The organism is Plantactinospora solaniradicis (assembly GCF_042658085.1).
GTDB classification, from domain to species: Bacteria; Actinomycetota; Actinomycetes; order Mycobacteriales; family Micromonosporaceae; genus Plantactinospora; species Plantactinospora solaniradicis.
This window is the reverse complement of record NZ_JBHSPR010000053.1, coordinates 98,479-123,220: the sequence shown is the minus strand read 5'-3', so window position 1 is coordinate 123,220 and position 24,742 is coordinate 98,479. Positions and strand designations below refer to the sequence as shown.

22 protein-coding genes are annotated in these 24,742 nt (G+C 71.4%); 15 read left to right on the top strand and 7 right to left on the bottom strand.

What is annotated here, in order from left to right:
* Positions 1-1,344, bottom strand: a complete 1,344-nt coding sequence (locus tag ACFP2T_RS37085; RefSeq protein ID WP_377430401.1) for a putative Ig domain-containing protein — start codon at positions 1,342-1,344, stop codon at positions 1-3.
* A 175-nt stretch (positions 1,345-1,519) separates the two neighbouring features.
* A complete protein-coding gene (locus tag ACFP2T_RS37080; protein ID WP_377430399.1) occupies positions 1,520-2,026 on the bottom strand; it encodes a roadblock/LC7 domain-containing protein in 507 nt (168 codons plus the stop codon).
* Between the two features lie 435 nt (positions 2,027-2,461).
* On the opposite strand from ACFP2T_RS37080, the gene ACFP2T_RS37075 reads away from it, so the two are divergent.
* The 5 genes from ACFP2T_RS37075 (at position 2,462) to ACFP2T_RS37055 (ending at position 7,760) form a co-directional block, all read left to right on the top strand.
* Positions 2,462-2,815, top strand: coding sequence for a VOC family protein (locus ACFP2T_RS37075; protein ID WP_377430397.1), 354 nt, complete (start codon positions 2,462-2,464; stop codon positions 2,813-2,815).
* Positions 2,816-2,838: 23 nt separating this feature from the next.
* Positions 2,839-4,080: a deoxyguanosinetriphosphate triphosphohydrolase gene (locus tag ACFP2T_RS37070; protein ID WP_377430753.1), complete on the top strand. Its 1,242-nt coding sequence runs from the start codon at positions 2,839-2,841 to the stop codon at positions 4,078-4,080.
* A gap of 140 nt (positions 4,081-4,220) precedes the next feature.
* Entirely contained in the window at positions 4,221-5,345 is a 1,125-nt protein-coding gene (locus ACFP2T_RS37065; RefSeq protein ID WP_377430394.1) for an NAD(P)/FAD-dependent oxidoreductase, read from the top strand.
* A gap of 14 nt (positions 5,346-5,359) precedes the next feature.
* Entirely contained in the window at positions 5,360-6,706 is a 1,347-nt protein-coding gene (locus ACFP2T_RS37060) for an amidohydrolase family protein (protein WP_377430392.1), read from the top strand.
* A 19-nt stretch (positions 6,707-6,725) separates the two neighbouring features.
* The gene (locus tag ACFP2T_RS37055; RefSeq protein ID WP_377430389.1) at positions 6,726-7,760 is read left to right on the top strand and encodes a LacI family DNA-binding transcriptional regulator; all 1,035 of its coding nucleotides are present in this window, start codon (positions 6,726-6,728) and stop codon (positions 7,758-7,760) included.
* Between the two features lie 16 nt (positions 7,761-7,776).
* Here the strand turns inward: ACFP2T_RS37055 and ACFP2T_RS37050 are convergent, their stop codons facing one another.
* From ACFP2T_RS37050 to ACFP2T_RS37040, 3 genes are all read right to left on the bottom strand, one after another.
* Positions 7,777-8,319 carry a hypothetical protein gene (locus ACFP2T_RS37050; RefSeq protein ID WP_377430386.1) on the bottom strand — a complete coding sequence of 181 codons (543 nt, stop codon included), beginning with the start codon at positions 8,317-8,319 and terminating at the stop codon, positions 7,777-7,779.
* A gap of 122 nt (positions 8,320-8,441) precedes the next feature.
* Positions 8,442-9,926: a hypothetical protein gene (locus ACFP2T_RS37045; RefSeq protein ID WP_377430383.1), complete on the bottom strand. Its 1,485-nt coding sequence runs from the start codon at positions 9,924-9,926 to the stop codon at positions 8,442-8,444.
* Positions 9,927-9,940: 14 nt separating this feature from the next.
* On the bottom strand, positions 9,941-11,467 hold the full coding sequence (locus ACFP2T_RS37040) for an alkaline phosphatase D family protein (RefSeq protein ID WP_377430381.1): 1,527 nt from the start codon (positions 11,465-11,467) through the stop codon (positions 9,941-9,943).
* Between the two features lie 169 nt (positions 11,468-11,636).
* Between ACFP2T_RS37040 and ACFP2T_RS37035 the strand changes: the two genes are divergently transcribed.
* The 3 genes from ACFP2T_RS37035 (at position 11,637) to ACFP2T_RS37025 (ending at position 15,392) form a co-directional block, all read left to right on the top strand.
* Positions 11,637-12,911, top strand: a complete 1,275-nt coding sequence (locus ACFP2T_RS37035; RefSeq protein WP_377430379.1) for an NAD(P)/FAD-dependent oxidoreductase — start codon at positions 11,637-11,639, stop codon at positions 12,909-12,911.
* Between the two features lie 168 nt (positions 12,912-13,079).
* On the top strand, positions 13,080-13,775 hold the full coding sequence (locus ACFP2T_RS37030; RefSeq protein WP_377430377.1) for an SDR family NAD(P)-dependent oxidoreductase: 696 nt from the start codon (positions 13,080-13,082) through the stop codon (positions 13,773-13,775).
* 9 nt (positions 13,776-13,784) lie between these two features.
* The gene (locus ACFP2T_RS37025) at positions 13,785-15,392 is read left to right on the top strand and encodes an MFS transporter (protein ID WP_377430375.1); all 1,608 of its coding nucleotides are present in this window, start codon (positions 13,785-13,787) and stop codon (positions 15,390-15,392) included.
* Between the two features lie 39 nt (positions 15,393-15,431).
* Here ACFP2T_RS37025 and ACFP2T_RS37020 read toward each other — a convergent pair whose 3' ends face one another.
* Both ACFP2T_RS37020 and ACFP2T_RS37015 read right to left on the bottom strand, forming a co-directional pair.
* The gene (locus tag ACFP2T_RS37020; protein ID WP_377430373.1) at positions 15,432-16,919 is read right to left on the bottom strand and encodes a cation:proton antiporter domain-containing protein; all 1,488 of its coding nucleotides are present in this window, start codon (positions 16,917-16,919) and stop codon (positions 15,432-15,434) included.
* Between the two features lie 175 nt (positions 16,920-17,094).
* A complete protein-coding gene (locus tag ACFP2T_RS37015) occupies positions 17,095-17,319 on the bottom strand; it encodes a potassium transporter TrkA (protein ID WP_377430370.1) in 225 nt (74 codons plus the stop codon).
* Positions 17,320-17,472: 153 nt separating this feature from the next.
* On the opposite strand from ACFP2T_RS37015, the gene ACFP2T_RS37010 reads away from it, so the two are divergent.
* The 7 genes from ACFP2T_RS37010 (at position 17,473) to ACFP2T_RS36980 (ending at position 24,714) form a co-directional block, all read left to right on the top strand.
* Positions 17,473-18,315, top strand: coding sequence for a siderophore-interacting protein (locus tag ACFP2T_RS37010; RefSeq protein ID WP_377430367.1), 843 nt, complete (start codon positions 17,473-17,475; stop codon positions 18,313-18,315).
* A gap of 104 nt (positions 18,316-18,419) precedes the next feature.
* Positions 18,420-20,297: a DNA primase gene (gene dnaG, locus ACFP2T_RS37005; protein WP_377430365.1), complete on the top strand. Its 1,878-nt coding sequence runs from the start codon at positions 18,420-18,422 to the stop codon at positions 20,295-20,297.
* 8 nt (positions 20,298-20,305) lie between these two features.
* On the top strand, positions 20,306-20,839 hold the full coding sequence (locus ACFP2T_RS37000) for a hypothetical protein (protein ID WP_377430751.1): 534 nt from the start codon (positions 20,306-20,308) through the stop codon (positions 20,837-20,839).
* Positions 20,840-20,964: 125 nt separating this feature from the next.
* Positions 20,965-21,897 (top strand): ABC transporter ATP-binding protein, encoded by a 933-nt coding sequence (locus ACFP2T_RS36995; RefSeq protein ID WP_377430364.1) that lies wholly within the window; start codon positions 20,965-20,967, stop codon positions 21,895-21,897.
* 1 nt (position 21,898) lies between these two features.
* Complete coding sequence (locus ACFP2T_RS36990) at positions 21,899-22,711, top strand: ABC transporter permease (RefSeq protein ID WP_377430362.1); 813 nt, start codon at positions 21,899-21,901, stop codon at positions 22,709-22,711.
* 88 nt (positions 22,712-22,799) lie between these two features.
* Complete coding sequence (locus ACFP2T_RS36985) at positions 22,800-23,609, top strand: ABC transporter permease (RefSeq protein ID WP_377430360.1); 810 nt, start codon at positions 22,800-22,802, stop codon at positions 23,607-23,609.
* 151 nt (positions 23,610-23,760) lie between these two features.
* The gene (locus tag ACFP2T_RS36980; protein WP_377430358.1) at positions 23,761-24,714 is read left to right on the top strand and encodes a YihY/virulence factor BrkB family protein; all 954 of its coding nucleotides are present in this window, start codon (positions 23,761-23,763) and stop codon (positions 24,712-24,714) included.
* The last annotated feature ends 28 nt before the right edge of the window (positions 24,715-24,742 follow it).

Here is a 24,742-nt window from a genome sequence, read left to right as displayed (position 1 = left end):
TCAGGCGTCCAGTTCCGAACGGCTCCGCCGGACGCGACCCAGGACGACGAGGATGCCGCCCGCGCCGATCAACACCAGTGCCAGCAGCACGCTGGCGCCGAGGTCCGATCCGGTGACGGCCAGATCGGACGGTGGCGCGGTCGTCGCCGTCGGGGTGGGCGTGGGGGTCGCTGTCGGCGTGGGGGTCGGGGTCGGCGACGGCGACGTCAGCGGGTCGACAACGAGCGTCACCTCCTGGGTGTCGCTCGTCACGTCACCGGCGGCCGTCACCGTGAAGGTGAAACTGCCCGCTTCCTCGGGGGTGCCGCTCAGCAGACCGTCGGTCCTCAGGGTGAGCCCCTCGGGCAGGTCGCCGTCGGAGACGCTGAACCTGAACTTGCGGTCACCGGTGGCGGTGAACGTGAACGAGTACGACTCGTCGACCTTTCCCCGGGGCGGCTCGCCGGAGGTGATGACGGCGTTCGGCAGCACGGCGACGATCGTGATGCTCTGGTCGACGTGGAAGCCGCCGCTCCCATCGGTGATCCGGACGACGAAGGTGTAGGTGCCCGGCTCCTCCGGCCCGCCGAGAATGTCCCCGGCCGGCCCCACGGTCATGCCCGGTGGCACGTCACCCGAGAGAACCCTGACCATGAACGGCCCGCTCGCGCCCGAAGCCTCGATCCGGTAGCCGGAGTAGGTACCGCCGATGTACCAGGGCGACGGCGGGACGAACGTGGGCACGAGCACCGGTGCCACCACCTCGATGGTGACGGTCTGCTCGGCGAAGAAGCCGAACCGGTCGGTGGCCCGGACCACGAACGTGAAGGTGCCCGCCCTGGCCGGTGTCCCGCTCAGCATCCCCGATCCCGACAGCGTCAGGAACGGCGGCGGGTCGCCCGACGCGATCGAGAAGTCGTACGGGCCGCTGCCGCCCGTGGCGTAGAAGAAGTGCACGGGGTAGGGCTCGGAGCCGACCACCCGGGCGGCGGGGAGTTCGGAGGTGAAGGTGATGACCGGGGCGAACACCTCCACCGTGACGCTCTGGTCGGCGAAGTCGCCGCTCGGCGCCCCGGTGGCCCGGACGGTGAACGAATAGCTGCCCAGCACGGTCGGCACGCCGGAGAAGACGCCGGCCGCCGACAGTGTCATGCCCGGTGGCAGGGTCCCGGACGCCAGCGCGAAGCGGATCGTCTCGTCGCCGGTCGCGGTGAAGGTGTGCGTCGGGTACCGCTGCTGGATGGTGGCCGGGGAGGGCGGCGGGTCGGAGGTGAAGGTGATGGTCGCGGCGGCTGCCGGCCGCGCCGTACCGAGGAGGATCGTCAGGAGCAGTGACAGGATGACGATGGGCCGCAGCGTCTTCATCGCACTTCCAGATCTCCGGTCGCAGGGGCGGTCGACGCTTCGGCGGATCCTCCGGACGGGGCGGCGTTCCCCTCGCCTGGTGCCCTCAAATGCGACCGCGCTGCCGATCATTCCACATCGGTGCGACCACCGGCGTCCCCGCGATTTCCCGATCGGCCAGGAACAGGAGCGGTGATCACGGGCGGCCGGGCGAACGCCATCCGCCCGACTCCGACCAGAGCCCGGCGGGCAGGGCGGCCATCGGCGTACGGGTGGCCAGCGGTGCGTCCGGATCGGTGGTCGGCGGAATCGCGGTGGCCACCGTCGGCTGCCGAACCGCGGCCCAGAGCGCGCCGAGCCGGTGGGCGGCCGGCCGGGCCTCGGCGTGCAGCCGGGCCAGGTCGGTGCCCGGGGCCACCACGACGGTCAGGATCGCGTCGTCGCCGGCCGGATAGGTGACCACCCAGCCCTCGGCGCCCCGGACGACGAACTCGCGCAACGGGCCGTGTCCGACGGACTGGGCGAAGCGGTCGCCGATGCCGACGCTCGCCGCGGAGAGCGCGGCGATGTGGTGCGGATCGACACCCGGCAGGTCGCTGGCGACCAGCAGCCCGTCGACCGCGGCCAGCAGGGCGCCCGATATCTCCGGCACCGCTCGCCGCAGCCGGTGCAGTTCGGCCAGCAGGGCGGCGTCAGTATCCACTGGTCTCTCTCCTTAGCATCGGTCGGTGCCGATTGGCTTGCTTCACCCCGTCGCTCCGTGCAGGTACGACCGTCTGCGTCACGCCACCGCGTCACGCCGTCCGGGCTGTCGCCACGCCGTCAGGATCTTCTTCACGTCGTCGCGTCGTGTCGCGCGCCATTGCGCCATGTCGCCTGGCGTCGGTCCCGGTCGCCGAGGCTCTGCGCCTTCACCTGGTAACCATCCGCCTTCGGCACGCTACACCGAGCCATGTCAGGGCGCGGCCCCATGACCATCGGCAATTGTCCGGCAACTCTCGGCTGTTCGGCTGTTGTGCCTGGCAGCGGGGATCAATCGCGTAGAGTGTCGGGCGTTTGTTGACGCGCCGCCCCGGGAACCCGGGCGTAACCTGGTCGACACGCGAACTTCGTTTCCCTCGTAACGGAGGTGTGGCCCATGGGCAGCGTGTGGGAGAACCTGGTGGTCGACGCCACCGATCCGGCTCGGTTGGCGCGGTGGTGGGCGGAGGCGCTCGGCTACCAGATCGTCAACGAACTGCCGGACGAGGTGGAGATCCGCCGGTCCCCGGACGCGCTGCCCGGCCTGGTCTTCGTGCCGGTGTCGGACGGCAAGGAGGCGAAGAACCGCCTACACATCGATCTTCGCCCCGCCGACCAGGAGGCCGAGATCGAGCGACTGGTCAACATGGGCGCCCGGCACGTCGACGTCGGGCAGTCTCCGGACGACACCTGGACGGTCCTGGCCGACCCCGAGGGGAACGAGTTCTGCGTTCTCGTCCAGCGGAGTTGACGCCAGGGGTGGACACCGGCGGCGTGGCCGGCCAGCCCGACGCGGAGCGCCTGGTGGCCGAGCAGGCGAAGGACAGCGGTTACGGACGGAGCCCCTACCAGCGGGACCGGGCCCGGGTACTGCACTCGGCGGCCTTCCGTCGGCTGGCCGCGAAGACCCAGGTGCACACCGCGGGCACCGACGACTTCCTCCGGACCCGGCTGACCCACTCGCTGGAGGTCGCCCAGATCGCCCGGGAGATGGGTGGCCGGCTCGGCTGCGACCCGGACATCGTGGACGTCGCCGGGCTCGCGCACGACCTCGGTCACCCGCCGTTCGGGCACAACGGGGAGTCCGCCCTGGACGTCCTGGCGCAGCGCTGTGGCGGCTTCGAGGGGAACGCCCAGACGCTGCGCGTACTGACCCGGCTGGAGGCCAAGGTGCTCGGCCCGGACGGAGCCTCCGCCGGCCTCAACCTGACCCGGGCATCGCTCGACGCGACCTGCAAGTACCCCTGGCCGCGCCGGCCCGGACAGCCCAAGTTCGGGGTGTACGCCGACGACGCCGACACCTTCGCCTGGCTGCGCCGGGGCGGACCGGGCGGCGACGCGCGGTGCCTGGAGGCCCAGGTGATGGACTGGGCCGACGACGTCGCGTACTCGGTGCACGACGTCGAGGACGGCATCCACGGCGGCTATCTGAGGCTCCGGCTCCCGCCGCTGCGCACCGATCCGGAGGAGCGGGCCGCGCTCTGCGCCGACGTCGCCGGGCGGTACTCGACGGAGTCGGCCGACGCCCTGGCCGAGGTGTTGGTGGAGTTGCTCGACGATCCGGTGCTGGCGCCACTGGTCGACTACGACGGCAGTCATCGGGCGCTGGCCGCGCTCAAGGCGACCACCAGCGTGTTGACCGGGCGCTTCGTCGCGGCGGCGGTGGGGGCCACGCAGGAGCGGTTCGGCGTCGGCCCGCTGCGCCGGTACGCCGCCGACCTCGTCGTACCCCGGCGGATCCGGGCGCAGTGCGCCCTGCTCAAGGGGATGGCACTGCGGTACGTGATGCGTCGGCCGGGCGCACAGGGCTGGTACGAGCGGCAGCGGGAGATCCTGACCGAACTGGTGGAGGTGCTGGCGGCCCGCGCGCCGGAACCACTGGATCCGGTCTTCGCGCCGCTGTGGAAGGCCGCGCCCGACGACGCCGCCCGGCTGCGGGTGGTGATCGACCAGGTCGCCTCGCTGACCGATCCGGCGGCGGTGGCCTGGCACCGGCGCCTCACCGCCGCCGCCTGACGCCAGCGCGTGGCTCGGGGACTGTTGACTGCGTCGAGTCGCTTGTCTAGCTTGTAACTAGTTACCTGTAACTAGTTACATCGATGCGGACGAACACCTGCGGAGCACCGACCTCGGGGAGAGGATGGAGGCGGATCAGCATGGCCGAGCACGTGGTGGTGATCGGTGCCGGTGTCTACGGGGCGGCGGTGACCGCCTCGCTGACCCGGCGGGGTGCCCGGGTCACCGTCGTGGACGCCGGTGAGCCGGGAAGCGGCACCTCCGGCGCGACATTCTCGTGGACCAACTCCTGTGGCAAGCAGCCCCGGACCTACCACGATCTCAACGTCGCCGGCATGGCGGCGCACCGGAAACTGGCGGCCGAGGTACCGCACGGCGACTGGTACCACGAGGGCGGCAACCTGGAGTGGGCCGCCGACGACACCGGGCGTGCCGAACTGCGGAAGAAGGTCGACGGCGTCCTCGAATACGGGTACGAGGCGCGCTGGCTCGACCGGGCGGAGGCCGTACGCCTCGAACCGGACGTCGACCCTGCCGCGCTCCCGGCGCACGAGATCGCCTTCTTCCCGCGCGAGGGCTGGATCGAGCCGACCCGCCTGATCGGCCACCTGCTCTCGGACGCGGTCGCCCGGGGCGCCGAACTCGTCCGGAACGATGCCGTCACCGGTCTGGAGGTGACCGCCGGGGCGGTACGCGCGGTCCGGCTCGCCTCGGCACGGCGGCTCGCCGCCGATCACGTCGTCAACTGTGCGGGGCCGCATGCCGGCAGGATCGCCGCGCTCGCCGGGCTGACCCTGCCGATGCGCAACACCCGGGGCGTGCTCGTATACACCTCGCCGGTCGCGGTCTCGGTCTCCCGGGTCATCCACGCCCCGCACGTCCACCTGCGTCCGGACGGCGCCGGACGGTTGCTGCTGCACAGCGAGGAGAGCGACGGTGCGGCGCAGCTGTCCGAGAGCGGGACGATCGAGGTCGAGCGGTCGGCGGTCGACAAGGTGGTCGAGGCGGCCCGCGCGCTGTACCCGGGGATCCGGGCCGGGACCGTGGAGAGCGTCCGGGTGGGTGAACGGCCCATCCCCGGCGACGGCCTACCGGTACTCGGACGGGCGGTCGGGTTGCCCAACTTCCACTTCGCCGTCTCGCACAGCGGCGCGACCCTGAGCGTGCACGCCGGTGACCTCGTCGCGGCCGAGGTGCTCGGCACGGACCACGGCGACGCCCTGGCCGCGTTCCGGTTCGAGCGGCTCGCCCCGGCGACCCGCTGACGGGCGGCGGAACCGTGCGTACGACCGTGCTGCACGACGGCGTCCTGGTCGACGGCCGGGGTGCGGACCCGCGACACGGGGTCGACGTCGTCGTTCGGGGGGACACCGTCCGCGAGATCGTCGCGTCGCGACCGGCCGATTCCTACGGCACGGTCGACGAGATCGTCGACGCGAACGGAATGCTGGTGATCCCCGGTCTGATCAACCACCACACCCACGGTACCGGGTACGTACCGCTGTTCCCCAGCGGGCATTCGGGTCTGCCGCACGCGCAGGTGCTGGCCAACCTCGACCGGCACCTGCTGGAGGGGACGACGACGGTGCTCTGCGTGGACGGCTTCGTCACCGCGCAGGCCCTCGCCGGCACCGGTGGCGCCCACCCGATCAACCTCAGGTTCGCCTCCTGCAACATCCCGTCCTGCCTGGCGGCGGCGACCATCGCCGACGGGAGCGGCCTCACCGAGGCGCACCGCGGATTCACCGCGCGGCAGGCGGTCGGGGCCGGCGCGGTCGCGCTCGGCGAGATCGGGGCCGGGCACACCCTCGGCGGGGGCGGGGCCAGTTACCTCTACATCCCGGCCGAGATCGCAAGACGTACCGGCGTGACGATCACACCCCGGCAGGCGAACGACCTGAAGATCGCGGTGCTCGGCCGGCACATCTCGGCGTCGGCGTTCGATCCGGCCGCCGTCGAGGAGGCGCTCGCGGGCGCGGGGCTGACCGGCAGGCTGTCGGTCGCCGACGTCCGCGAGATCGTCTCGGGGATCGTGCTGCCGGCCTTCGACATCGCCCTGTCCGGCATCGCCGAGGCGGCCGAGCAGGCCCGCGCGTCGGGCGTGCCGGTGCTGGTGCACAACGCGGCGGCCTCGATGGCCCAGGTCGCCGCCGTCGCGGGAACCGACGTGACGCTGATCGCCGGGCACTCGAACCATTCCAGCTTCGTCCTGCGGGAGGCCGTCGCGCACGCCGAACGGCTGAAGGAACGGGGTGCGATCGTCGACGTCTCCACCCTGGACACGTTCGGAGCCCGGCGGCTCACCACGGGGCCGGAGCTGCTCTACGCGATGTTCGCCGCCGGAGTGGTCGACACGATCTCGACCGACTACGCGGGCGGTCACCACGACCCGATCCTGCTGGCGATCGACCGGGCGACCAAGGCCGGCGTGCTGAGCCTCCCGGCAGGGGTGGCGATGGCGACCGCCAACGTGGCGGACGCCATCCCGGGGCTGGCGCCCCGGCGGGGCCGGGTCGTACCGGGCGCGATCGCCGACCTGGTGGTGACGGACCCGGCGCAGCTCGACCACGTACGGACCGTCATGATCGGCGGCGAGATCGTCGTCCGGAACGGTGTGCGTGACTGATCGGAGGGGGTCGGTGTCCATGGCGAAGCGAGCAACGATCGGCGACGTGGCCGCGTACGCCGGCGTCTCCACGGCCACGGTCTCCCGGGTACTCAACGGTGGCGCCGTCGCCGAGACGACGGCCAGCAGGGTACGGGAGGCGGTAGCCCGGCTCGCGTACACGCCCAACGCGCTCACCAGGAGCATCTTCGCCGGCCGCGCCAGCACGATCGGGGTCGTCATCCGCGATCTGAGCAGCCCCTTCTATCTCGACCTGATCCGTGGCATCGACGAGGTCGCCGCCGCCAACGACAGTCTCGTGCTGCTCACCAACACGTTCCGGCAGATCGACCGGGAGGTCGCCCAGGTGCGGGCGATGGACGAGCAGCGGGTACGGGGGCTGATCGTGACGACCGGCGAGACGGCCGACAGCCGTACCCGGCGGATGGCCGAGAGCGGCGCACCGTGTGTGGTCGTCGCCCGTACCGTGCCGGACCCACCGCCCGGGGTGCACTCGGTCAGCCTGGACGACGCCGAGGCCGGTCGGCTGATGGCCGCGCATCTGACCGGGTACGGGCGGTCGTCCGTCGGAGTCGTCACCTCCGGGCGCCGGCCCTCCCAGCTCGAGCGCACGGCGGGGCTGCGGCAGGCGCTCGCCGAACGCGGTCTGCCGCTGCCCGAGGACGCGGTGACCGTCGCGGAGAGCGAGACGGAGGTGAGCGACGCGGTGGGTTCGCTACTCGCGCGGGCCCGGAACCGCGACCGGCCGCTGGACGCGGTCGTCTGCACCACCGGCCGGCTCACCGTCGCGGTCCACTCGGCACTGACCGCCCGGGGCGTCGCCATCCCCGACGACGTCGCGTTCCTGACCATGGACGACTTCTCCTGGGCCCCCGCGCTCGGGATCACCGTGATCGCCCAACCCTCGTACCAGATGGGCCGACGGGCGGCCGAACTCGTCGTCGAACGCCCCGGTGAGCCGGTCACGCTCGTCTTCGCGCCGACGCTGGTGGCCCGCACCTCCTGCGGCGAGGGCCCCACCTCCTCCCGCGACCACCGGTTCCCGGACCGATGATCGCGGGAGGCGGTGGTTAGTTGAACGGGTTGTCGTAGAACGCGCCGTTGCTGACGTACCTGGCGGTCGAACCGTCGAAGTGGATGCCCTCGATGCCGACCGTGAGGTTCTGGATCACCCCGCCGTACGCGTAGGCGCCGCTGATCGTCCCGGACATGCCGTGGCCGCCGCCGCAGCTCTCCGGGCGTCGCTGGTCGTCCTGGTTCGAGAAGCTCTGGTGCGGGGCGCCGTTCACGCCGATCCTGACGTTCGGGACCGTGTAGCTCGACTGGCGGCACAGGACCAGCGACAACAGGTAGTGCGAGTTCCCGTCGTCGAACTGGACCGTTCCGACGACCCGGCCCACCCGGTACTCGTAGCCGTTCGAGTAGCTGCGCAGTTGGAGGTCCACGGTCAGCGGCGCACCCCACGCCGCGTGGGCCGGCGCCGCCGTCAGCGAGGTCATGAGGAGCGTCGCGGCCAGGGCGGCGAGGGCGGTGGTGAGAAGCCTGGTCAGGCGACGACGCATTGTGCTGGTGGGGGCCATCGGCGTGCTCCATTCATCGATGAGTTTGAACATCGTGGGTAGCTTCGCCGACCCTGCTGGACTCCGACTGGACGCCGACTGGACGACGGCGGCCCCGGCCGCCGGGCCTCGCGCACCGTCGGGGGTGCGGCGAGCGGCAGCCGGAGCCACTCGGGTTACCAGCCGGAGTTCGAGCCGTCCACCCCCAGGATGATCTGGTCGAACAGGTTGCCGTCGTTGTCGTCCGTGTAGCAGACGCTGATCTCTCCCCACGGGGACGAGGTCAGCGCGATCTGCTCCTGGCGACCCGCCGTCGTCTGGCCGAGCACTCCGGCGGGCAGCCGGCCGGTGCCCGTACCGTCCGGGTTGAAGCCCCGGGCCGCGATGTCCTGGCTGGCCGTCTGGACCGTCCAGCCGACCACCGTGTTGGCCTGGTCGTCGATTCCGACCGTGGGAGCGACGGCGCCCGTACCGGAGGACGCCTCGACGTCGTCGTGCCGGGCGGTGCCGGTACTGCTGAACGACCGGCTCCACACCCCGGGGGTGCCGGTGTGGTCGGACTCCCAGGCGACGCCGAAGTCGCCGTTGAAGTTGGCCGCCACCGCCGGGCGCCGCTGCTGGCCGCCGGACGCCGAGTTGGCCACCCGCCGGGACAGGTTCACCGCGCCGTTCGACCGGGCGAACCGGGCGAGGCCGATGTTGAAGCTGGCGTTGGCGTCGGCGTCCTCGTCCCAGACGACGACCGCGTCACCGGAGGCGGACACCGCCACGTCCGGGCGGTGGTGCGTGCCGGTCGCCTGGCTCACCAGCACCTCGTACGCCTTCGTCGTGTTGCCGGTGTAGCCGGCGGCCCGGATCGTGGCCGGCAGGGTGCCCTGGATGTCCTCCCAGACCACGGTGAACCCGACGGCGGTGGCGCTGTTCGGCACGCCGTCCGGGTCGACCGACACCTTCGGCCAGAGCTGCTGACCGTCGGCGGAGGCGTTGGCCCGGCCCGAGGCGAGCACGGTGCCGGTCGGCGACACCACCCGGTACGGGACGTTGTAGAAGCCGTTGCCGTCGGGGTCGTCCGCCCAGACCACCACGGCGTTGCCCCGGTCGTCCAGACCCACGTCGGGGGTGACGTGCCGCCAGGCGGTTCCGGCGGTGCCACCGGCGGAGAGCTTCAGCTCGTACACCGGCGTGCCGTTGTTGAAGACCCGCAGGTAGATCTCCGAGTGCGTGTCGTCCTCCGGCGCGGTCGTGTCCCGGTCGTCCTCCCAGACCACGGCGACCCGGCCGTTGCGGTTGGCGGCGATGGCCGGAACGTCCTGGTCTCCGGTGGCGACGCTGTTGGCGGTGGTCCAGGTGACCGGCACGGCCGCCGCGGCCAGGCCGGTGGCCAGCGGCACCGCCGGACGGCCCGGCGCCGAAGTGGCCGGGCTGGTGGGCGTCGGCTTGGCGGGCGTGGGAGTTGCCGGGCCGGTGGGGGCCGGCTTGGTGGGCGTCGGAGTCGTCGGGCTGGTGGGGGCCGGGCTGCTGGGCGTGGGAGTTGCCGGGCTGGTGGGGACCGGGCCGGTGGGCGGCGGCACCGCCGGGGTGGCGGGAACCGGCGTCGCCGGGCCGGCCGGCAGGGAGATCGCGAGTAGGGACGTGACGAGCAGCGAGGTGATGGCGGTCATCCGGGCACTCCTGTTCAGACGGCCTGGAGGCCGGGCCGGCCATCGGCGATGACGAACGAACCGACAGTGGAAACCGGGGCGCCGTGCTCGGTGACGCTGGCCACCGCCCGGAAGTCGGCCCGGAGCTGGGTCCGGCCGATCGTGGTACGCACGTAGCCGCGCCGGTTGGAGAAGAACCTGATGTGCGGGTTGATGCTGGCGTTCGGGATCGCCGTGTCGGCGGATCCGTTGCCGCCGGAGGAGATCGAGGTGCACACCAGTTCGGTGCCGATGGTCGCCGAGGCCGGGTTGGCGTAGTCCGCCTTCAGGTCGTTCGCCCACGCCTGGTGGACGTCGCCGGTCAGCACCACCGGGTTGCGTACGGCGCGCTGGGTCCAAGCCTGCTGGACCCGGGACCGGGAGGCGCGGTAGCCGTCCCAGGAGTCCATGCTGGCCGCCCCGGCCGCGTCGAGCTGCCGGGCGAAGAAGACCTGCTGACCCATGATGTCCCAGGTGCCGTAGTGCTGGGCCAGGCCGTCGAGCAGCCACGCCTCCTGGGCGGCTCCGGTGAGCGTACGGCTGGCCAGGTCGGCGTCGGCGCAGACCTTCCGACCGTCCCCACAGGCCTGGTCGTCCCGGAACTGCCGGGTGTCGAGCATGTGGAAGGTGGCGAGCTGGCCCCAGCGGATCCGGCGGTAGAGCGAGATGCTGTTCCCGACCGGTGCGGAACTGGGCCGCAGTGGCAGGTTCTCGTAGTACGCCCGGTACGCCGCGGTGCGCCGGGCGGTCCACTGCGCGGCGGTCAGTGCCGGGGTGTTGTTCTCCCGCACCGTGCCGGCGTAGTTGTTCTCCACCTCGTGGTCGTCCGGGACCAGCAGCCACGGTGCCGCCGCGTGCGCCGCCTGGAGGTCCGGGTCGGACTTGTACTGGGCGTACCGGCGGCGGTAGTCGGCCAGCGAGACGATCTCGGCACCGACGTGTTCGCGTACCGAGCCGGCGGAGGTGGCGTCCTCGTAGAGGTAGTCCCCGAGGTGCAGGACGAGGCCGGGGTTGTCCTCGGCCAACCGGCGGTACGCCGTGTAGTAGCCGGACTCGTAGTGCGCGCACGACGCGAAGGCCATCACCAGGTCCCGGCCGAAGCTGCCGGTCGCCGGCGCGGTCCGGGTACGCCCGACCGGCGAAACGTGCCCCTGGGCCCGGAACCGGTAGAAGTAGTCGGCGTCCGGGGCGAGCCCGCCGGCGACGACGTGCACCGAGTGCGCGTCGGCGAAGCGGGCCGCGACCGACCCCGAGGCGACCAGCGTGCTGAACCGCTCGTTGGTGGAGACCTGCCACTCGACGGTCACGTCGGCGTTGGCCATCCCGCCCTGTCCGTCGGCGTTCAGCGGCGACGGGGCGAGCCGGGTCCACAGGACGACGCTGTCCGGCGCTGGTTCACCGGAGGCAACGCCCAGCTTGAAGGGGTAGGGGGCGGCGGCCAGGGCGGTCTGCATGGGAACCGCCACGGCACCCACGGCCCCGAGTCCACCCAGGACGAAGATGCGGCGGTTGATCTTCCTCATGGCCGGTAACCCTGGAGGGCGTGTGTAAACGGGGCAAGCATCGACGAGGAACGCCTGATGACGGCGGAGTGTCGCATCGAGGTGAGCAAATGGGAGCCGGCCCGGCGGTGTGCAACTGCGTGGATCGACCAGGTGTGATCAAGGGGGGCGACAGGGCAAGCTGACGGGCATGACCCAACCGAGCGAACTTACCTTCGTGATCGTCGGTGCCTCGTTGGCCGGAGCGAAGGCGGCCGAGACACTTCGCGCCGAGGGCTTCGTCGGCCGGATCGTGCTGGTCGGCGAGGAGATCGATCGACCGTACGAGCGGCCGCCGCTGTCCAAGGGCTACCTGCTCGGCACGGAGCCGAGGGAGAAGGCCTTCGTACACGACGCGGACTGGTACGGGCAGCACCGGATCGAGCTGCTGCTGGGGCGTCGGGCCACCGACCTCGACCCGAGTAACCGGACGCTCACCCTGGACGGCTCCGAGCCGCTGCGCTACGACAAGCTGCTGCTCGCCACCGGCTCCCGGGTCCGGACCCTCGACGTGCCCGGTGCCGACCTGCCCGGAGTCCGGTACCTGCGCAGGATCGAGCAGTCCGACGAGCTGGGCGCGGCGCTCCGCTCCCGCGGGTCGGTGGTGGTCGTCGGCGCCGGCTGGATCGGCCTGGAGGTGGCCGCCGCCGCCCATACCCACGGCTGCCCGGTCACGGTGGTCGAGAAGGACGAGCTGCCGTTGCGGCGGGTGCTCGGCGACGAGGTGGCGGCGATCTACCGTGACCTGCACCTGGCCCACGGGGTGGACTTCCGGTTCGGTACCGGGGTACGCGAGTTCCGTGGGCGGGACGGCCGGCTGACCGGCGTGGTGCTCGACGACGGCACGGAGCTTCCCGCCGATCTGGTACTGGTCGGCGTGGGCATTGACCCGGCCACCGAACTGGCCGAGGCGGCCAAGCTGGAGGTGGACGACGGGATCGTCACCGACGCCGCCCTGCGGACCGCCGATCCCGACATCTACGCCTGTGGCGACGTCGCCGCCGCCTACAATCCGCTGTTGGCGACCCGGCTGAGGGTCGAGCACTGGTCGAACGCCCGCAACGGCGGTCCGGCCGCGGCCCGGTCGATGCTCGGCCAGCCGGTCGAGTACGACCGCGTCCCGTACTTCTTCACCGACCAGTACACCGACACCCCCTCGCTCGGGATGGAGTACCGGGGCCACGTCGGGCCGGACGGTTACGACCGGGTGGTGTTCCGGGGCGATCCCACGGTCCGTTCGACGGCCGATCCGGAGTTCATCGCATTCTGGCTCCGTGCCGACCGGGTGCTGGCCGCGATGAACGTCAACCGTTGGGACGACGGCGAGCCGCTGGAGGCGCTGGTCCGGGCCGGCCACCAGGGCCGGTCCGTCGATCCGGACCGGCTGACCGACCCCGGGGTGCCGTTGACCGACCTGCTGCGCTGATCCGGGCATCGGGACCAGTCGGGCCCACTCCTGCTGAAACACCCGGCCGGCGATCGGGATCGGGCATTCCGATTGCCCGATCCTGCCGCACGCCCCGCTCCGAGGTGGAAACCTCCTTGGTAGGGCGTTTGTTGACCGGGAGCCGCGGACAGGAACTGGAGTGGGCCTATGAACCCCAGGACATTCGTGGTCGACGGCGGCACCAGCGGGCTCGGGATGGAGGTGGCCCGGATCCTCGCGCCCGAACACCGGGTGGTCATCCTCGGCAACATGCCGGCGGAGGTGTCCCGGGCCCGGGACGAGCTGGGCTGTGACGGCATCGTCTGCGACGTGTCCCGCAGCGAGCAGGTCCGGGACACCCTGGCGGAGGTCGTCGTCCGGTACGGCCCGATCGACGGCCTGGCCCACTGCGCCGCGATGTGGGCCGGCGGCAGGCTGGAGGAGATCTCCCCGGAGACGATCCGCGGAGCGGTCGAGGTGAACGTGCTCGGCACCGCGTTCCTGTTGCACGAGGCGCTGATCCGGATGCGGGAACAGGGGTACGGCAACATCGTCTACGTCAGCGCGCTGGCGACCGAGGTGCCCCGGCCCGGCATCCCGCTCTACCGGGCCACGAAGAGCTTCGGCACCAGCCTGGTCGAGTCGTTGGCCGAGGCGCAGGGGACGAACAGCATCAAGGTGATGGAGATCCATCCCGGCCCGATGCACACCAGGCTGCAGGAGCGGGTCGGTGCCGATTTCCTCGACACGATCTTCGCGCTGCCCGAGCAGGTGGCCACCGAGGTGGTCCGGCTGCTGCTGCTCGGGGCCGACGACCTCTACGTCTCGGGCCAGAAGGTGCTGCGCGCCGACGGACGTTGGTAACCGGCTCCGATGGTCAGCGCCGGGCCGGCTTCCGCCGAGCCACCCCCCTCGGCGTGGGCGCCACTGCGGGTGGCGACCTACCGCAACCTGTGGGTGGCGATGCTGGTCGCCAACATCGGCACCTGGATGCAGACCGTGGGTGCCCAGTGGCTACTGATCGACGAACGGAACGCCTCCACCCTGGTCTCGCTGGTGCAGACCGCCAGCATGCTGCCGATCCTGCTGCTCGCGCTGCCCGCCGGCGCCCTGGCGGACACGCTCGACCGGCGACGGCTGCTGATCGCCGTACAGTTCTTCATCGTCGGGGTGGGGGTGGCACTGACACTGCTCACCGCGACCGGGCGGATGCCCCCGGCGCTGCTGCTCACCCTGACCTTCGCCTTCGGGGTCGGCCAGGCGCTCACCCTGCCGGCGTGGGCCGCGGTCATTCCCGACCTGGTGCCGCGCAACCTGTTGCAGTCCGCCTCCGGGCTCGGCTCGATCAGCGTCAACGTGGCCCGTTCGGTCGGCCCGGCGCTCGCCGGCCTGCTGATCGCCTGGACCGGCGTTCCGCTGGTCTTCGCGCTCAACACCCTGGCCTTCCTGTTCTTCGCGTTCGTCCTGATCCGCTGGCGGGCCGGTAGCGCACGCTCGGTCGAGGTGCCGGAGCGGTTCACCGCCGCGTTGCGGGCCGGCGGCCGGTACGTCCGGCACTCGCCGATCGTGCAGCGGCTACTGCTGCGGGCCCTGCTCTTCCTGATCCCCGGCAGCGCGTTGTGGGCGCTGCTGCCGCTGGTCGCCAGCCGGCAACTCGGGCTCTCCTCCGGCGGGTACGGCGTCCTGCTCGCCGCCCTCGGTGTCGGTGCGGTCGCGGGCGGGCTGGTGCTGCCCTGGGTACGGTCCCGGCTCTCGCCGAACCAGTTCCTGCTGATCGCCGGAATGGCGTACGGGCTGGCCATGCTCGTGGTGGCGCTGGTCAAGATCGAGGCGGTGGTGCTGATCGCGCTGGTGCCGGCCGGCCTGGCCTGGGTGACGGTGCTGTCCAACGTCAACGCCGAGATCCAGCTCTTCCTCCCCGGCTGGGTGCGCGCCCGCGGGCTGGCCGTCTACCAGGTGGCGTTCGCCGGCGGTCAGGCGCTCGGCGCGCTGGCCTGGGGCATCGTCGCGGACGCGTCGAGCCTGGTCATCGCCCATGTGGCCGCCGCCGTGCTGATGATCCTCGGCGGGCTGACCGTGCGGATGTGGCCGCTGCCGGACCTCCGCGCCGTCGAGCGGGACCCGGCGACGCACTGGCCGGATCTCGACCTGGTGCACGAGCCCGACCCGAGCGTCGGGCCGGTGATGGTCGTCCTGACCTACACCGTCCGGGAGGAGCACCGGGAGCGGTTCGTGACGGCCATGGAGGAGGTCCGGGCCGCCCGGCAGCGCACCGGGGCGATGCGCTGGGGCCTGTTCCGGGAGGGCGAGTCGGCGGACCTCTTCGTCGAGATCTACGAACTGGCCTCCTGGGACGAGCACCTGCGGCAGCACGGTGGCCGGTTGACCAAAGCGGACCAGGCGGCCGAACTGCGGGCGCTGGAACACGCCGACGGGATACCGCAGGTGAGTCACCTGCTGCCGGCCGAGGCGAACCCGTAATTCGGGCTGCCGGCCGAGGCCAACCCGTGGTTCGGGGGTTCAGGACTCGTCGGCCGGGCGGGGTCCGATCGGCTCGCGGACCAGCGCCCCGTCGAGGTAGCAGTACCGCCAGTCCTCGCGTGGTTCGAGCGAGCGGATCAACGGATGCCCGGTCTCCTCGAAGTGCGCCGTCGCGTGCTTGTTGGTGGAGTCGTCGCAGCAGCCGACCGCGCCACAGGTCAGGCAGAGGCGGAGGTGTTCCCAGCGGTCGTCGGTCTCCACGCACTGCGGGCAGACCTCGGCGTCGGTCTCGGTGATGTGTATCCGGTCCCCGTGCGAGCAGGCCGTGCTCATCGTCTCCTCGCGGACGTACCGCCAGCGTGACCGGAGGAGCTGGTCCGGGATCACCCGAGCGAGGTAGCGGGACTGGGCCGCGAACATCGGGCTGAGTACCGCCAGGATCAGCACGTACAGCGCGACGAACGGCCCGATCCGGGGGTTCAGCCCGGCGGCCAGCGCCAGGGTGGCCAGGATCAGCGAGAACTCGCCCCGGCCGAGCACGGTCAGCCCGACGTTGCTCGCCCCCCGCTGGTTGAACCCGAAGAGCGAGCCGGTGATGAGCCCGGAACCGATGTTCACGACGATGGTGATCAGCACGGCGATGGCCACCGGCACCGCCACCGAGCCGAACGCGCCGACGTCGATGCTGAGTCCGAAGGCCACGAAGAAGATCGCGGCGAAGACGTCCCGGAGCGGGAGTACCAGCCGTTCCACCCGTTCACGTACGGCGGTCCGGGCGACGACGAGCCCGATCATCAGTGCGCCGATCGCGTCGGAGACGCCGACCTCGGCCGACAGCCCGGCCACCAGCACCACCAGGCCGAACATTCCGATGGCGAGCAGCTCGTCCTCGTGGCTGCCGATCAGCCAGCCGACGGCCCGGGCACCCCACTTGGCGACCACCACCAGCAACAGCAGGTATCCGAAGCTCACCCCGATGTGCATCGCGATCTCGGCCGGGGAGCTGGCGCCGGCCAGGATCGGGGAGAGCAGGGCCAGGTAGAAGGCGAGGAACAGGTCCTCGATCACGATGATGCCGAGGATGATCGGGGTCTCGGCGTTGGCCAGCCGGCGCAGTTCGATGAGCAGCTTGGTGGCGATCGCCGACGACGAGATGCCCAGCGCACCGGCGATCACGAAGGCCTCCGAGGTGCCCCAGCCCAGGCTGAACCCGAAGGCCAGGCCGGCGCTGACGTTCAGGCCGATGGAGCAGGCCGCGGCGATGAAGAGCCGCCGCCCGCTGCCGAACACCTGCTGGACCGGGAACTCGACCCCGAGGTTGAACAGCAGCAGCACCAGTCCGACGGAGGCCAGCAGGGCCAGGTCCTCGGGGTGTTCGATCAGCACCGGACCGGGTGTGGCCGGCCCGAGCACGATCCCGGTCAGCATGTAGAACGGGATACTGGGCAGGCCCATTCGGCGCCCCGCGCGGGCCACCAGACCCGCGATCAGGACTATGGCGCCGAACCCGATCAGATCAGCGTGCATCACGTCTCCCACCAGGTGTCGTGCCGGTGGCCTGGCGTACCGGGCCCGGGTGCGGCGGCGTCGGGGCACCGCCGGGACTTCGGCGCGGTGGTGCCAGGGGTCGAGGGCGTCGGCGGGTCAGGCGGATGCCCGGGGTGGAGCGGGACGGTCGGGCGCGACGGCGGAGCCGGTGGCGTCAGGCGAAGAAGGTGCCCGAGAGTACGGCACCGACCTTGCGGGACTGTTCCTCGCTCAGCTCGATGACCGCGGTCGGTTCGTCGGACCGCGAGTTGAAGACGTACAGGTCCCGGGTGCCGTCGCGGCGTACCACCACCGAAACCCGGTCGCCGCCGTGCCCGAGATCGATGTCATACCGCTTGCCGATGCCCGGCAGCTCCTGCACGTGTACGCCCTGGCCCATGACCCTCTCCCCAGTGAATCGACCATTTCACGGACGAACTGACCGTTGCGACCGAGCGGCGTCGGCGGTTCGTGGCAGCCAGCCTACGTCGCCGACCAACTGAAAAGCGGGCCCCGGTCGCCGGACCGGAGCCACTTAGGCTAGCCTAATCTAATGGCGGATGGTAAGAACGGGACCGGGGTCAGGTACGCCACCGTGCTGCGTAAGCGGTGGCTCACTCCGCACATGATCCGGGTGGTGCTCGGCGGGGACGGGTTGGCCGGCTTCACCGCGGACACGTACACCGACCACTACGTGAAGTTAATCTTCCCGCCGGCCGGCGTCGACTATCCCGTGCCGTGCGACCTGGACCTGATCCGCCGCGAGTGGCCGCGTGAGCAGTGGCCACGGATGCGGACGTACACCGTCCGGGCCTGGGACGCGGCGGCCGGGGAGTTGACGCTCGACTTCGTGTACCACGGCGACGAGGGGCTGGCCGGGCCCTGGGCCGCCCGGACCCGCCCCGGCGACCAGATGCTGTTCCGGGGCCCCGGCGGCGGGTACGCCCCGAACCCGGCGGCCGACTGGCACCTGCTGGTGGGTGACGAGAGCGCCCTGCCGGCGATCGGCGCGGCGCTGGAGCGGCTGCCGCACGGCGCCCCGGCGCGGGTCTTCGTCGAGATCGCCGGGCCGGCGGAGCAGCAGCAACTGACCACCGCCGGAGCCGCCGAGATCGTCTGGGTGCACCGCGACGGTCGGGTCGTCGGGGAGGCCCTGGTCGAGGCGGTACGGGCGCTCGCCTTCCCGCCCGGCGCGGTGCACGCCTTCGTGCACGGGGAGGCGAACTTCGTCCGGGAGTTGCGCCGGATGCTGCGGGTGGAACTCCGGGTGCCGCAGGATCAGCTCTCCATCTCCGGCTACTGGCGTCGGGGCGACGACGACGAGAGCTGGCGCTCGTCCAAGGCCGAGTGGAACCGGCTCGTCGAGGCGGAGGAGACGGCGGCGGCGGTCCGCTGAGCCGAGCCGCGTCACCCCGGCCGGAAACCCGGGCCCGCCGGCACACCCCCTTCGCCGAGGAGATCAGTCCGGCAGGGCAGGATGTACGCCGGAGGGGGTGACGGATGGCTGGTCGGATCCGGGACGAGGACATCGCGGTGGTGCGGGAGCGCACCTCGATCGCCGACATCATCTCCGAGACCGTCACGCTCAGGTCCGCCGGTGGGGGCAACCTCAAGGGACTGTGCCCGTTCCACGACGAGAAGACCCCGTCGTTCACGGTGGCACCTGCCCGAAATGTGTATTTTTGTCATGGGTGTGGAGCCGGCGGGGACGCGATCAAGTTCCTGATGGACGCCGAGCACCTGACCTTCGTCGAGTCGGTCGAACGGCTCGCCGACCGGGCCAACATCCAGCTCCGGTACATGGAGGCCGGGCCGGCTCCGGTCCGGCAGCAGCAGGGCCAGAAGCAGCGCCTGGTCGCCGCGCACGCCGCCGCCGCCGAGTTCTACGCCGGCCAGCTCGGCACCGCCGGAGCCCGCCCGGCCCGGGAGTTCCTGGCCCAGCGCGGCTTCGACCGGACGGCCGCCCAGACGTACGGCTGCGGTTTCGCCCCGGACGCCTGGGACCCGCTCACCAAGCACCTGCGGCAGAAGGGCTTCACGGGGCAGGAACTGGTCACCGCCGGCCTGTCCCGCGAGGCGCGGTCGGGCTCGCTCATCGACCGGTTCCGGCGCCGGCTGCTCTGGCCGATCAAGGACCTGGCCGGCGACGTGATCGGGTTCGGGGCACGCAAGCTGTTCGACGACGACGACGGCCCGAAGTACCTGAACACCCCCGAGACGCCGCTCTACAAGAAGTCGCACGTGCTCTACGGCATCTCGCAGGCCAAGCGGGAGATCGCCCGGCAGGGACGAGCGGTGATCGTCGAGGGCTACACGGACGTGATGGCGTGCCATCTGGCCGGCGTACCGACCGCGGTGGCGACCTGTGGCACGGCGTTCGGCGCCGACCACATCACCGTGCTGCGCCGGCTGTTGATGGACACCGACGCGGTGGCCGGCGAGATCATCTTCACCTTCGACGGGGACGCCGCCGGTCAGAAGGCGGCACTGCGGGCCTTCGAGGACGACCAGCGGTTCGTCGGACGTACCTTCATCGCGGTCAGCCCGGACAACATGGACCCGTGCGACCTTCGGCTGGCAAAGGGCGACCTGGCGGTGCGTGACCTGGTCGCCCGGCGGGAGCCGCTGGTCGACTTCGCGCTGCGTCACATACTCAACCGGTTCGACCTGGACACCGTCGACGGCCGGGTGGAGGCGATGCGCCAGGCGGCGCCGCTGGTGGCCAAGCTCAAGGACCGGGAGAAGCGCCCCGAGTACGTCCGCAAGCTGGCCGGCGATCTCGGCATGGAGATCGAGCCCGTGCAGCGTGCCGTGCTGAACGCCGCCGCGCAGTCCGGGGCCGGTCCGACGCGCCGGGGAGGCGCCCCCGAACCCGCCCCGGCTGGCCGGCGCGTGCCGGTGGTGGACAACCCGCAGTCGATGGTGGAGCGGGAGGCGCTGAAGCTCGCCCTCCAGGTGCCGGTGCTGGCCGGGCCGATGTTCGACGCACTCGCGCCGGAGTCGTACCTGAATCCCGTACACCAGGCGGTCCGGGCGGCGATCGAGGCGGCCGGGGGCGCGGCGTCGGCGACCGCCGGTGCGGTCTGGATCGAACGGGTCCGGGACGCCTGCGGCGACCTGGGCGCCGCGGCGCTCGTCGGCGAACTCGCCGTGGAACCGCTGCGGATCGACGCCGAGCCCGACCCGCGGTACGTCTCGATCACCCTGGCCCGACTGGAGTGGGGCGCGGTCACCAACCGGATCCGGGACCTGAAATCGAAGGTCCAGCGGGTCAATCCGGCGGCCAACAAGGACGAGTACTTCACGCTCTTCGGGGAGCTGCTCTCGCTGGAGCAGCACGCCCGAGCCCTGCGCGAGCAGGCGATGGGGGGTCTGTAGCCGTGGCACTGTTCAACCTGTTCTCCCGGGGGCGGCGGCTGCCGGCCGACCGCCGTCCGGTGGCGCTGGACCGGGACGAGCGGGTACTCGACTGGGCCAAGGTGGCCGACGGCGACGAGATCGTGGTGGTCACCGACCGGGGGCTGTGGCTGCCGGGCGATACCGCGCGGATCGGCTGGCACGACGTCCACAAGGCGGTCTGGTCGGGCCGGGACCTGGCGGTCACCTCCGCCGACCCGGTCGAGGAGCGGGCCGACTACCGGGTGGTCGCCGACGGGCCGGTCCGGACGTACCTGCTCGTCGATCCGGGTGACGTGCCGCACCAGGTACGGGCCCGGGTGACCCGCTCGGTGGCCTACACCGCCCATCACCGGCTGTCCGGCGGCGGCCTCCGGATCGCGGCCCGTCGGGTACGCGGCGTCGACGGTCTGACCTGGACCGTCCGGTACGACCCCGGCACCCCGATCGGCGACGACGCGGTGGTCGAGGAGACCGACCGCCTGGTGGCGGCGGCCCGCTCCGCCACCGATCCCGACCTGTGATCCCCTGCCTCCTGAGCGCGATCTCCTGAACCCGGACAACCTCGTGCGCGGCCCGGCGCTCGCGGAGGCTGCCGGCAGCCGGAAACTCGGTGGACGTGTCGGACCAGGCGGTTAGGGTCGACGCCGTGGCGAGCGACGGTGTTCTCATCCAGGCCCGAGGGCTGGTCAAACGGTTCGGAGACTTCACCGCCGTCGATGGGATCGACGTCGAGGTGCGGGCCGGGGAGGCATTCGGCTTCCTCGGGCCGAACGGCGCCGGCAAGAGTTCGACGATGCGGATGATCGGCTGTGTCTCGCCACCGACCGGTGGCGAGTTACGGATCATGGGCATGGATCCCCACCGGGACGGGCCGGCGATCCGGGCCCGGCTCGGGGTCTGTCCGCAGTTGGACAACCTCGATCCCGAGCTGACCGTCCGGGAGAACCTGACGACCTACGCGCGCTACTTCGGCATCCCGCGCCGGGTGGCCCGGGAGCGGGCCGCCGAACTGCTGGACTTCGTGCAGCTCGCCGAGCGGGCCGGCAGCAAGGTGGAGCCGCTCTCCGGTGGCATGAAGCGCCGGTTGACCATCGCCCGCGCGCTGGTCAACGAGCCCGACATCGTGCTGCTCGACGAGCCGACCACCGGGTTGGACCCGCAGGCCCGACATCTGGTCTGGGAGCGCCTGTTCCGGCTCAAGCAGCAGGGCGTCACGCTGGTGCTGACCACCCACTACATGGACGAGGCCGAGCAGCTCTGCGACCGGCTGGTGGTGATGGACGGCGGTCGGATCGTGGCCGAGGGGTCGCCCCGGACCCTGATCGAGCGGTACTCCACCCGTGAGGTGGTCGAGCTGCGCTTCACCGCCGACACCCAGGAGGACTTCGCCGGCAAGTTGGCCGGTCTCGGCGAGCGGATCGAGGTGTTGCCGGACCGGATCCTGCTCTATGTCACCGACGGCGACGCGGCGGTGGCCGGCGTGCACGACCGGGCGTTGACCCCGGCCAGCGTGCTGGTCCGGCGGAGCAGCCTGGAGGACGTCTTCCTGCACCTCACCGGCCGGACGTTGGTGGACTGACATGTCGCTCGCGGACGCCCTCGCGCCGCCCCGCCCGAGGACCGGGCTGGTCGGCCGGTTTCCCGCCCTGGCGGTGCTGGAGTACAACCTCGTCGCGTACCGCCGCACCTGGCGGGCCGGCGTGTTCTCGTCGTTCCTGCTGCCGTTGCTCACGATGGTCGGCTTCGGGGTGGGTGTGGGCGCCTACGTCGACGCCGGAGTAGGTGGCGTCTCCTACCTCGACTTCATCGTGCCGGGGCTGATCGCCTCGACCGCGTTGCAGGTGGCGGTGGGCGAGTCGACCTGGCCGGTGCTGGGCAACTTCGAGTGGATCAAGACCTACTTCGCCCAGGCGGCGACGCCGTTGCGGGTGGCCGACATCGTCGGCGGCCAGCTCGCCTTCGTGCTGTTCCGGGTGCTCGCCAGCAGCCTGGCGTTCATCCTCGTCGCCGCGCTGTTCGGGACGCTGCACTCGGCGTGGGCGTTGGCCACGCCGCTCCTGGTGCTGCTGATCGGGTTCTCGGTGGCGCCACCGGTCTTCGCCTACACCGCGTCGATCCGCAGCGACAGCTATCTGGCGATGCTGTTCCGGTTCGCGGTCATCCCGATGACGCTCTTCGCCGGGGTCTTCTTCCCGGTCGAGTCGCTGCCGGCCGTGCTGCGCTGGCTGGCGTACGCGTCGCCGCTGTGGCACGGCGTCGACCTGTGCCGGGCCGCCACCCTCGGCGTCGCGCCCGCCTGGTCGGTTCCCGGTCATCTGCTCTACCTCGCCGCGTGGGGCGTCGTCGGCTGGTTGCTGGCCCAGGCGCGGTTCCGCCGCCGGTTGGTGATCTGACCGCCGCCGTCCGGTGCCGGCCCCATCCGTGGCCAGCCCCGCCCGGGTAGTTGTTCCGCCGTCCGTCCCTGACCGAAGGAGAGGTTCCGTGGTCAGTATCGTCCTGCCTCGACTGATCGGTTTCGAGACAGCGGCCCGCCGTTCCGTCTCGGTGGCCGAGCGGAACATCGCGGCGCTGCGGTCCGCGTACTGGGTCGTGCTGATCTCGGGCTTCTTCGAGCCGTTGCTCTATCTGCTCTCCATCGGCGTCGGGGTGGGGGCACTGGTCGGCGACCTGACGCTGCCCGGCGGCGAGGTGGTCTCCTACGCGGCGTTCGTGGCGCCCGCGATGCTCGCCTCCTCGGCGATGAGCGGCGCGCTGGCCGAAACGACATTCAATTTCTTCGGCAAGATGAAGTACATGAAGCTGTACGACGGCATCCTGGCCACCCCGGTCAAGCCGTTCGAGATAGCGCTCGGTGAGCTGGGCTGGGCGATGCTGCGCGGCACCGCCTACTCGGCGGCGTTCCTCGCCATCATGGTGGCGCTGGATCTGACCAGTGCGGTCCGGGCGCTGGTCGCCTTTCCGGCCGCCGTACTGGTCGGGTTCGCGTTCGGCGCGCTCGGGATGGCGCTGTCCACCTTCATGCGGAGCTGGCAGGACTTCGACCTGATGGGTTCGGCTCAGTTCACCCTGTTCCTGTTCTCCGGGACCTTCGTACCCGCCGAGGCGTACCCGTCGGTGCTGCGCTGGGTGGTCGAGGTGACCCCGCTCTACCGGTCGGTCGAGCTGATCCGGGGCATCTCCGTCTCCGGCGGCGGATGGAGCCAACTCGTGGACGTGCTCTATCTGCTCGGGCTCACGGCGCTCGGTCTGGTCGTCGCGGGGCGGCGGATGGGTCGACTGCTCTGCAAGTGAGCTGGTTGGGCCGACGGGTGCCCCGGCAACGACTACCTTCGGTAGTGGGAACCGTACCCGGTCGGCCGGCGACAGCCGTGCCCTCCGCGCGGTCGACGAGGCCGGGTGAGCGAGGCCGGGTGAGCGAGGCCGGGGTGAGCGAGGTGGCCGGGTGAGCGAGGAGCGGGGAATCGAACACCCGGGCCGGCTGTCCAGGGGCTCCTGGTGGAGGGTGCTGCGGCGGACCTTCCGGGAGGCGCGGGCGGACGACGTCACCGACTGGGCGGCGGCACTGACCTACTACGGGGTGTTGTCGCTCTTTCCGGCCCTGCTGGTGCTGGCCTCCGTGGTGGGCCTGCTCGGCGACTCGGCGGTACGCGGAGTGCGGGACGTGGTGCGGGACGTCGTACCCGCGCAGTCCGCCCGGGACATCCTGCTGGGCGGGATCACCCAGGTCCAGGGCAGCACCGGCACCGCCAGCCTGGTCGCGGTGCTCGGCATTGTCGGGGCGTTCTGGACGGCGTCGGGCTACATCGGCGCCTTCGTCCGGGCCGCCAACGCGATCTACGACGTACCGGAGGGGCGCCCGCTCGTCCGGACCCTGCTGCTGCGGATCGGAGTCACCGCCCTGGTCGGCCTGCTGGTGCTGGTCAGCCTGGTGATCCTGGTGTTCAGTGGGCGGCTCTCCGCGCAGGTCGGCCGGCGGCTCGGCGTCGGTTCGGCCGGGGTGGCGGCCTGGGACATCGGCAAGTGGCCGGTACTGCTGCTACTGGTCAGCCTGACGTTCGCGGTCCTCTACTGGGCGACACCCAACGCGCGGCAGAGCTTCCGGTGGATCAGCCCGGGTGGGATCTTCGCCGTGCTGCTCTGGGCGGTGGCCTCCGCCGGTTTCGCGCTCTACGCGGCCAACTTCGCCTCGTACAACAAGACGTACGGCTCGCTGGCCGGCGTGGTGGTGTTCCTCGTCTGGTTGTGGCTGTCCAACCTGGCCATTCTGCTCGGCCTGGAGTTGAGCGCGGAGCTGGAACGGGAGCGGACGATCCAACTCGGCGGCCCGCCGGATCGAGAGCCATTTGTCCCGCTTCGCGATGATCGCAAGCTCCGCAAGCGGGGTCACGGCGAGTGACCAGGCCCTTTCCTTGATCAACAGCTAA

Excerpts from the sequence above, each read along its gene's own strand:
- ACFP2T_RS37085 (WP_377430401.1), bottom strand. The coding sequence starts at position 1,344 with ATGAAGACGCTGCGGCCCATCGTCATCCTGTCACTGCTCCTGACGATC.
- ACFP2T_RS37075 (WP_377430397.1), top strand. The coding sequence starts at position 2,462 with ATGGGCAGCGTGTGGGAGAACCTGGTGGTCGACGCCACCGATCCGGCT.
- ACFP2T_RS37065 (WP_377430394.1), top strand. The coding sequence starts at position 4,221 with ATGGCCGAGCACGTGGTGGTGATCGGTGCCGGTGTCTACGGGGCGGCG.
- ACFP2T_RS37055 (WP_377430389.1), top strand. The coding sequence starts at position 6,726 with ATGGCGAAGCGAGCAACGATCGGCGACGTGGCCGCGTACGCCGGCGTC.
- ACFP2T_RS37050 (WP_377430386.1), bottom strand. The coding sequence starts at position 8,319 with ATGTTCAAACTCATCGATGAATGGAGCACGCCGATGGCCCCCACCAGC.
- ACFP2T_RS37045 (WP_377430383.1), bottom strand. The coding sequence starts at position 9,926 with ATGACCGCCATCACCTCGCTGCTCGTCACGTCCCTACTCGCGATCTCC.
- ACFP2T_RS37040 (WP_377430381.1), bottom strand. The coding sequence starts at position 11,467 with ATGAGGAAGATCAACCGCCGCATCTTCGTCCTGGGTGGACTCGGGGCC.
- ACFP2T_RS37035 (WP_377430379.1), top strand. The coding sequence starts at position 11,637 with ATGACCCAACCGAGCGAACTTACCTTCGTGATCGTCGGTGCCTCGTTG.
- ACFP2T_RS37030 (WP_377430377.1), top strand. The coding sequence starts at position 13,080 with ATGAACCCCAGGACATTCGTGGTCGACGGCGGCACCAGCGGGCTCGGG.
- ACFP2T_RS37025 (WP_377430375.1), top strand. The coding sequence starts at position 13,785 with ATGGTCAGCGCCGGGCCGGCTTCCGCCGAGCCACCCCCCTCGGCGTGG.
- ACFP2T_RS37020 (WP_377430373.1), bottom strand. The coding sequence starts at position 16,919 with ATGCACGCTGATCTGATCGGGTTCGGCGCCATAGTCCTGATCGCGGGT.
- ACFP2T_RS37015 (WP_377430370.1), bottom strand. The coding sequence starts at position 17,319 with ATGGGCCAGGGCGTACACGTGCAGGAGCTGCCGGGCATCGGCAAGCGG.
- ACFP2T_RS37010 (WP_377430367.1), top strand. The coding sequence starts at position 17,473 with ATGGCGGATGGTAAGAACGGGACCGGGGTCAGGTACGCCACCGTGCTG.
- dnaG (WP_377430365.1), top strand. The coding sequence starts at position 18,420 with ATGGCTGGTCGGATCCGGGACGAGGACATCGCGGTGGTGCGGGAGCGC.
- ACFP2T_RS36990 (WP_377430362.1), top strand. The coding sequence starts at position 21,899 with ATGTCGCTCGCGGACGCCCTCGCGCCGCCCCGCCCGAGGACCGGGCTG.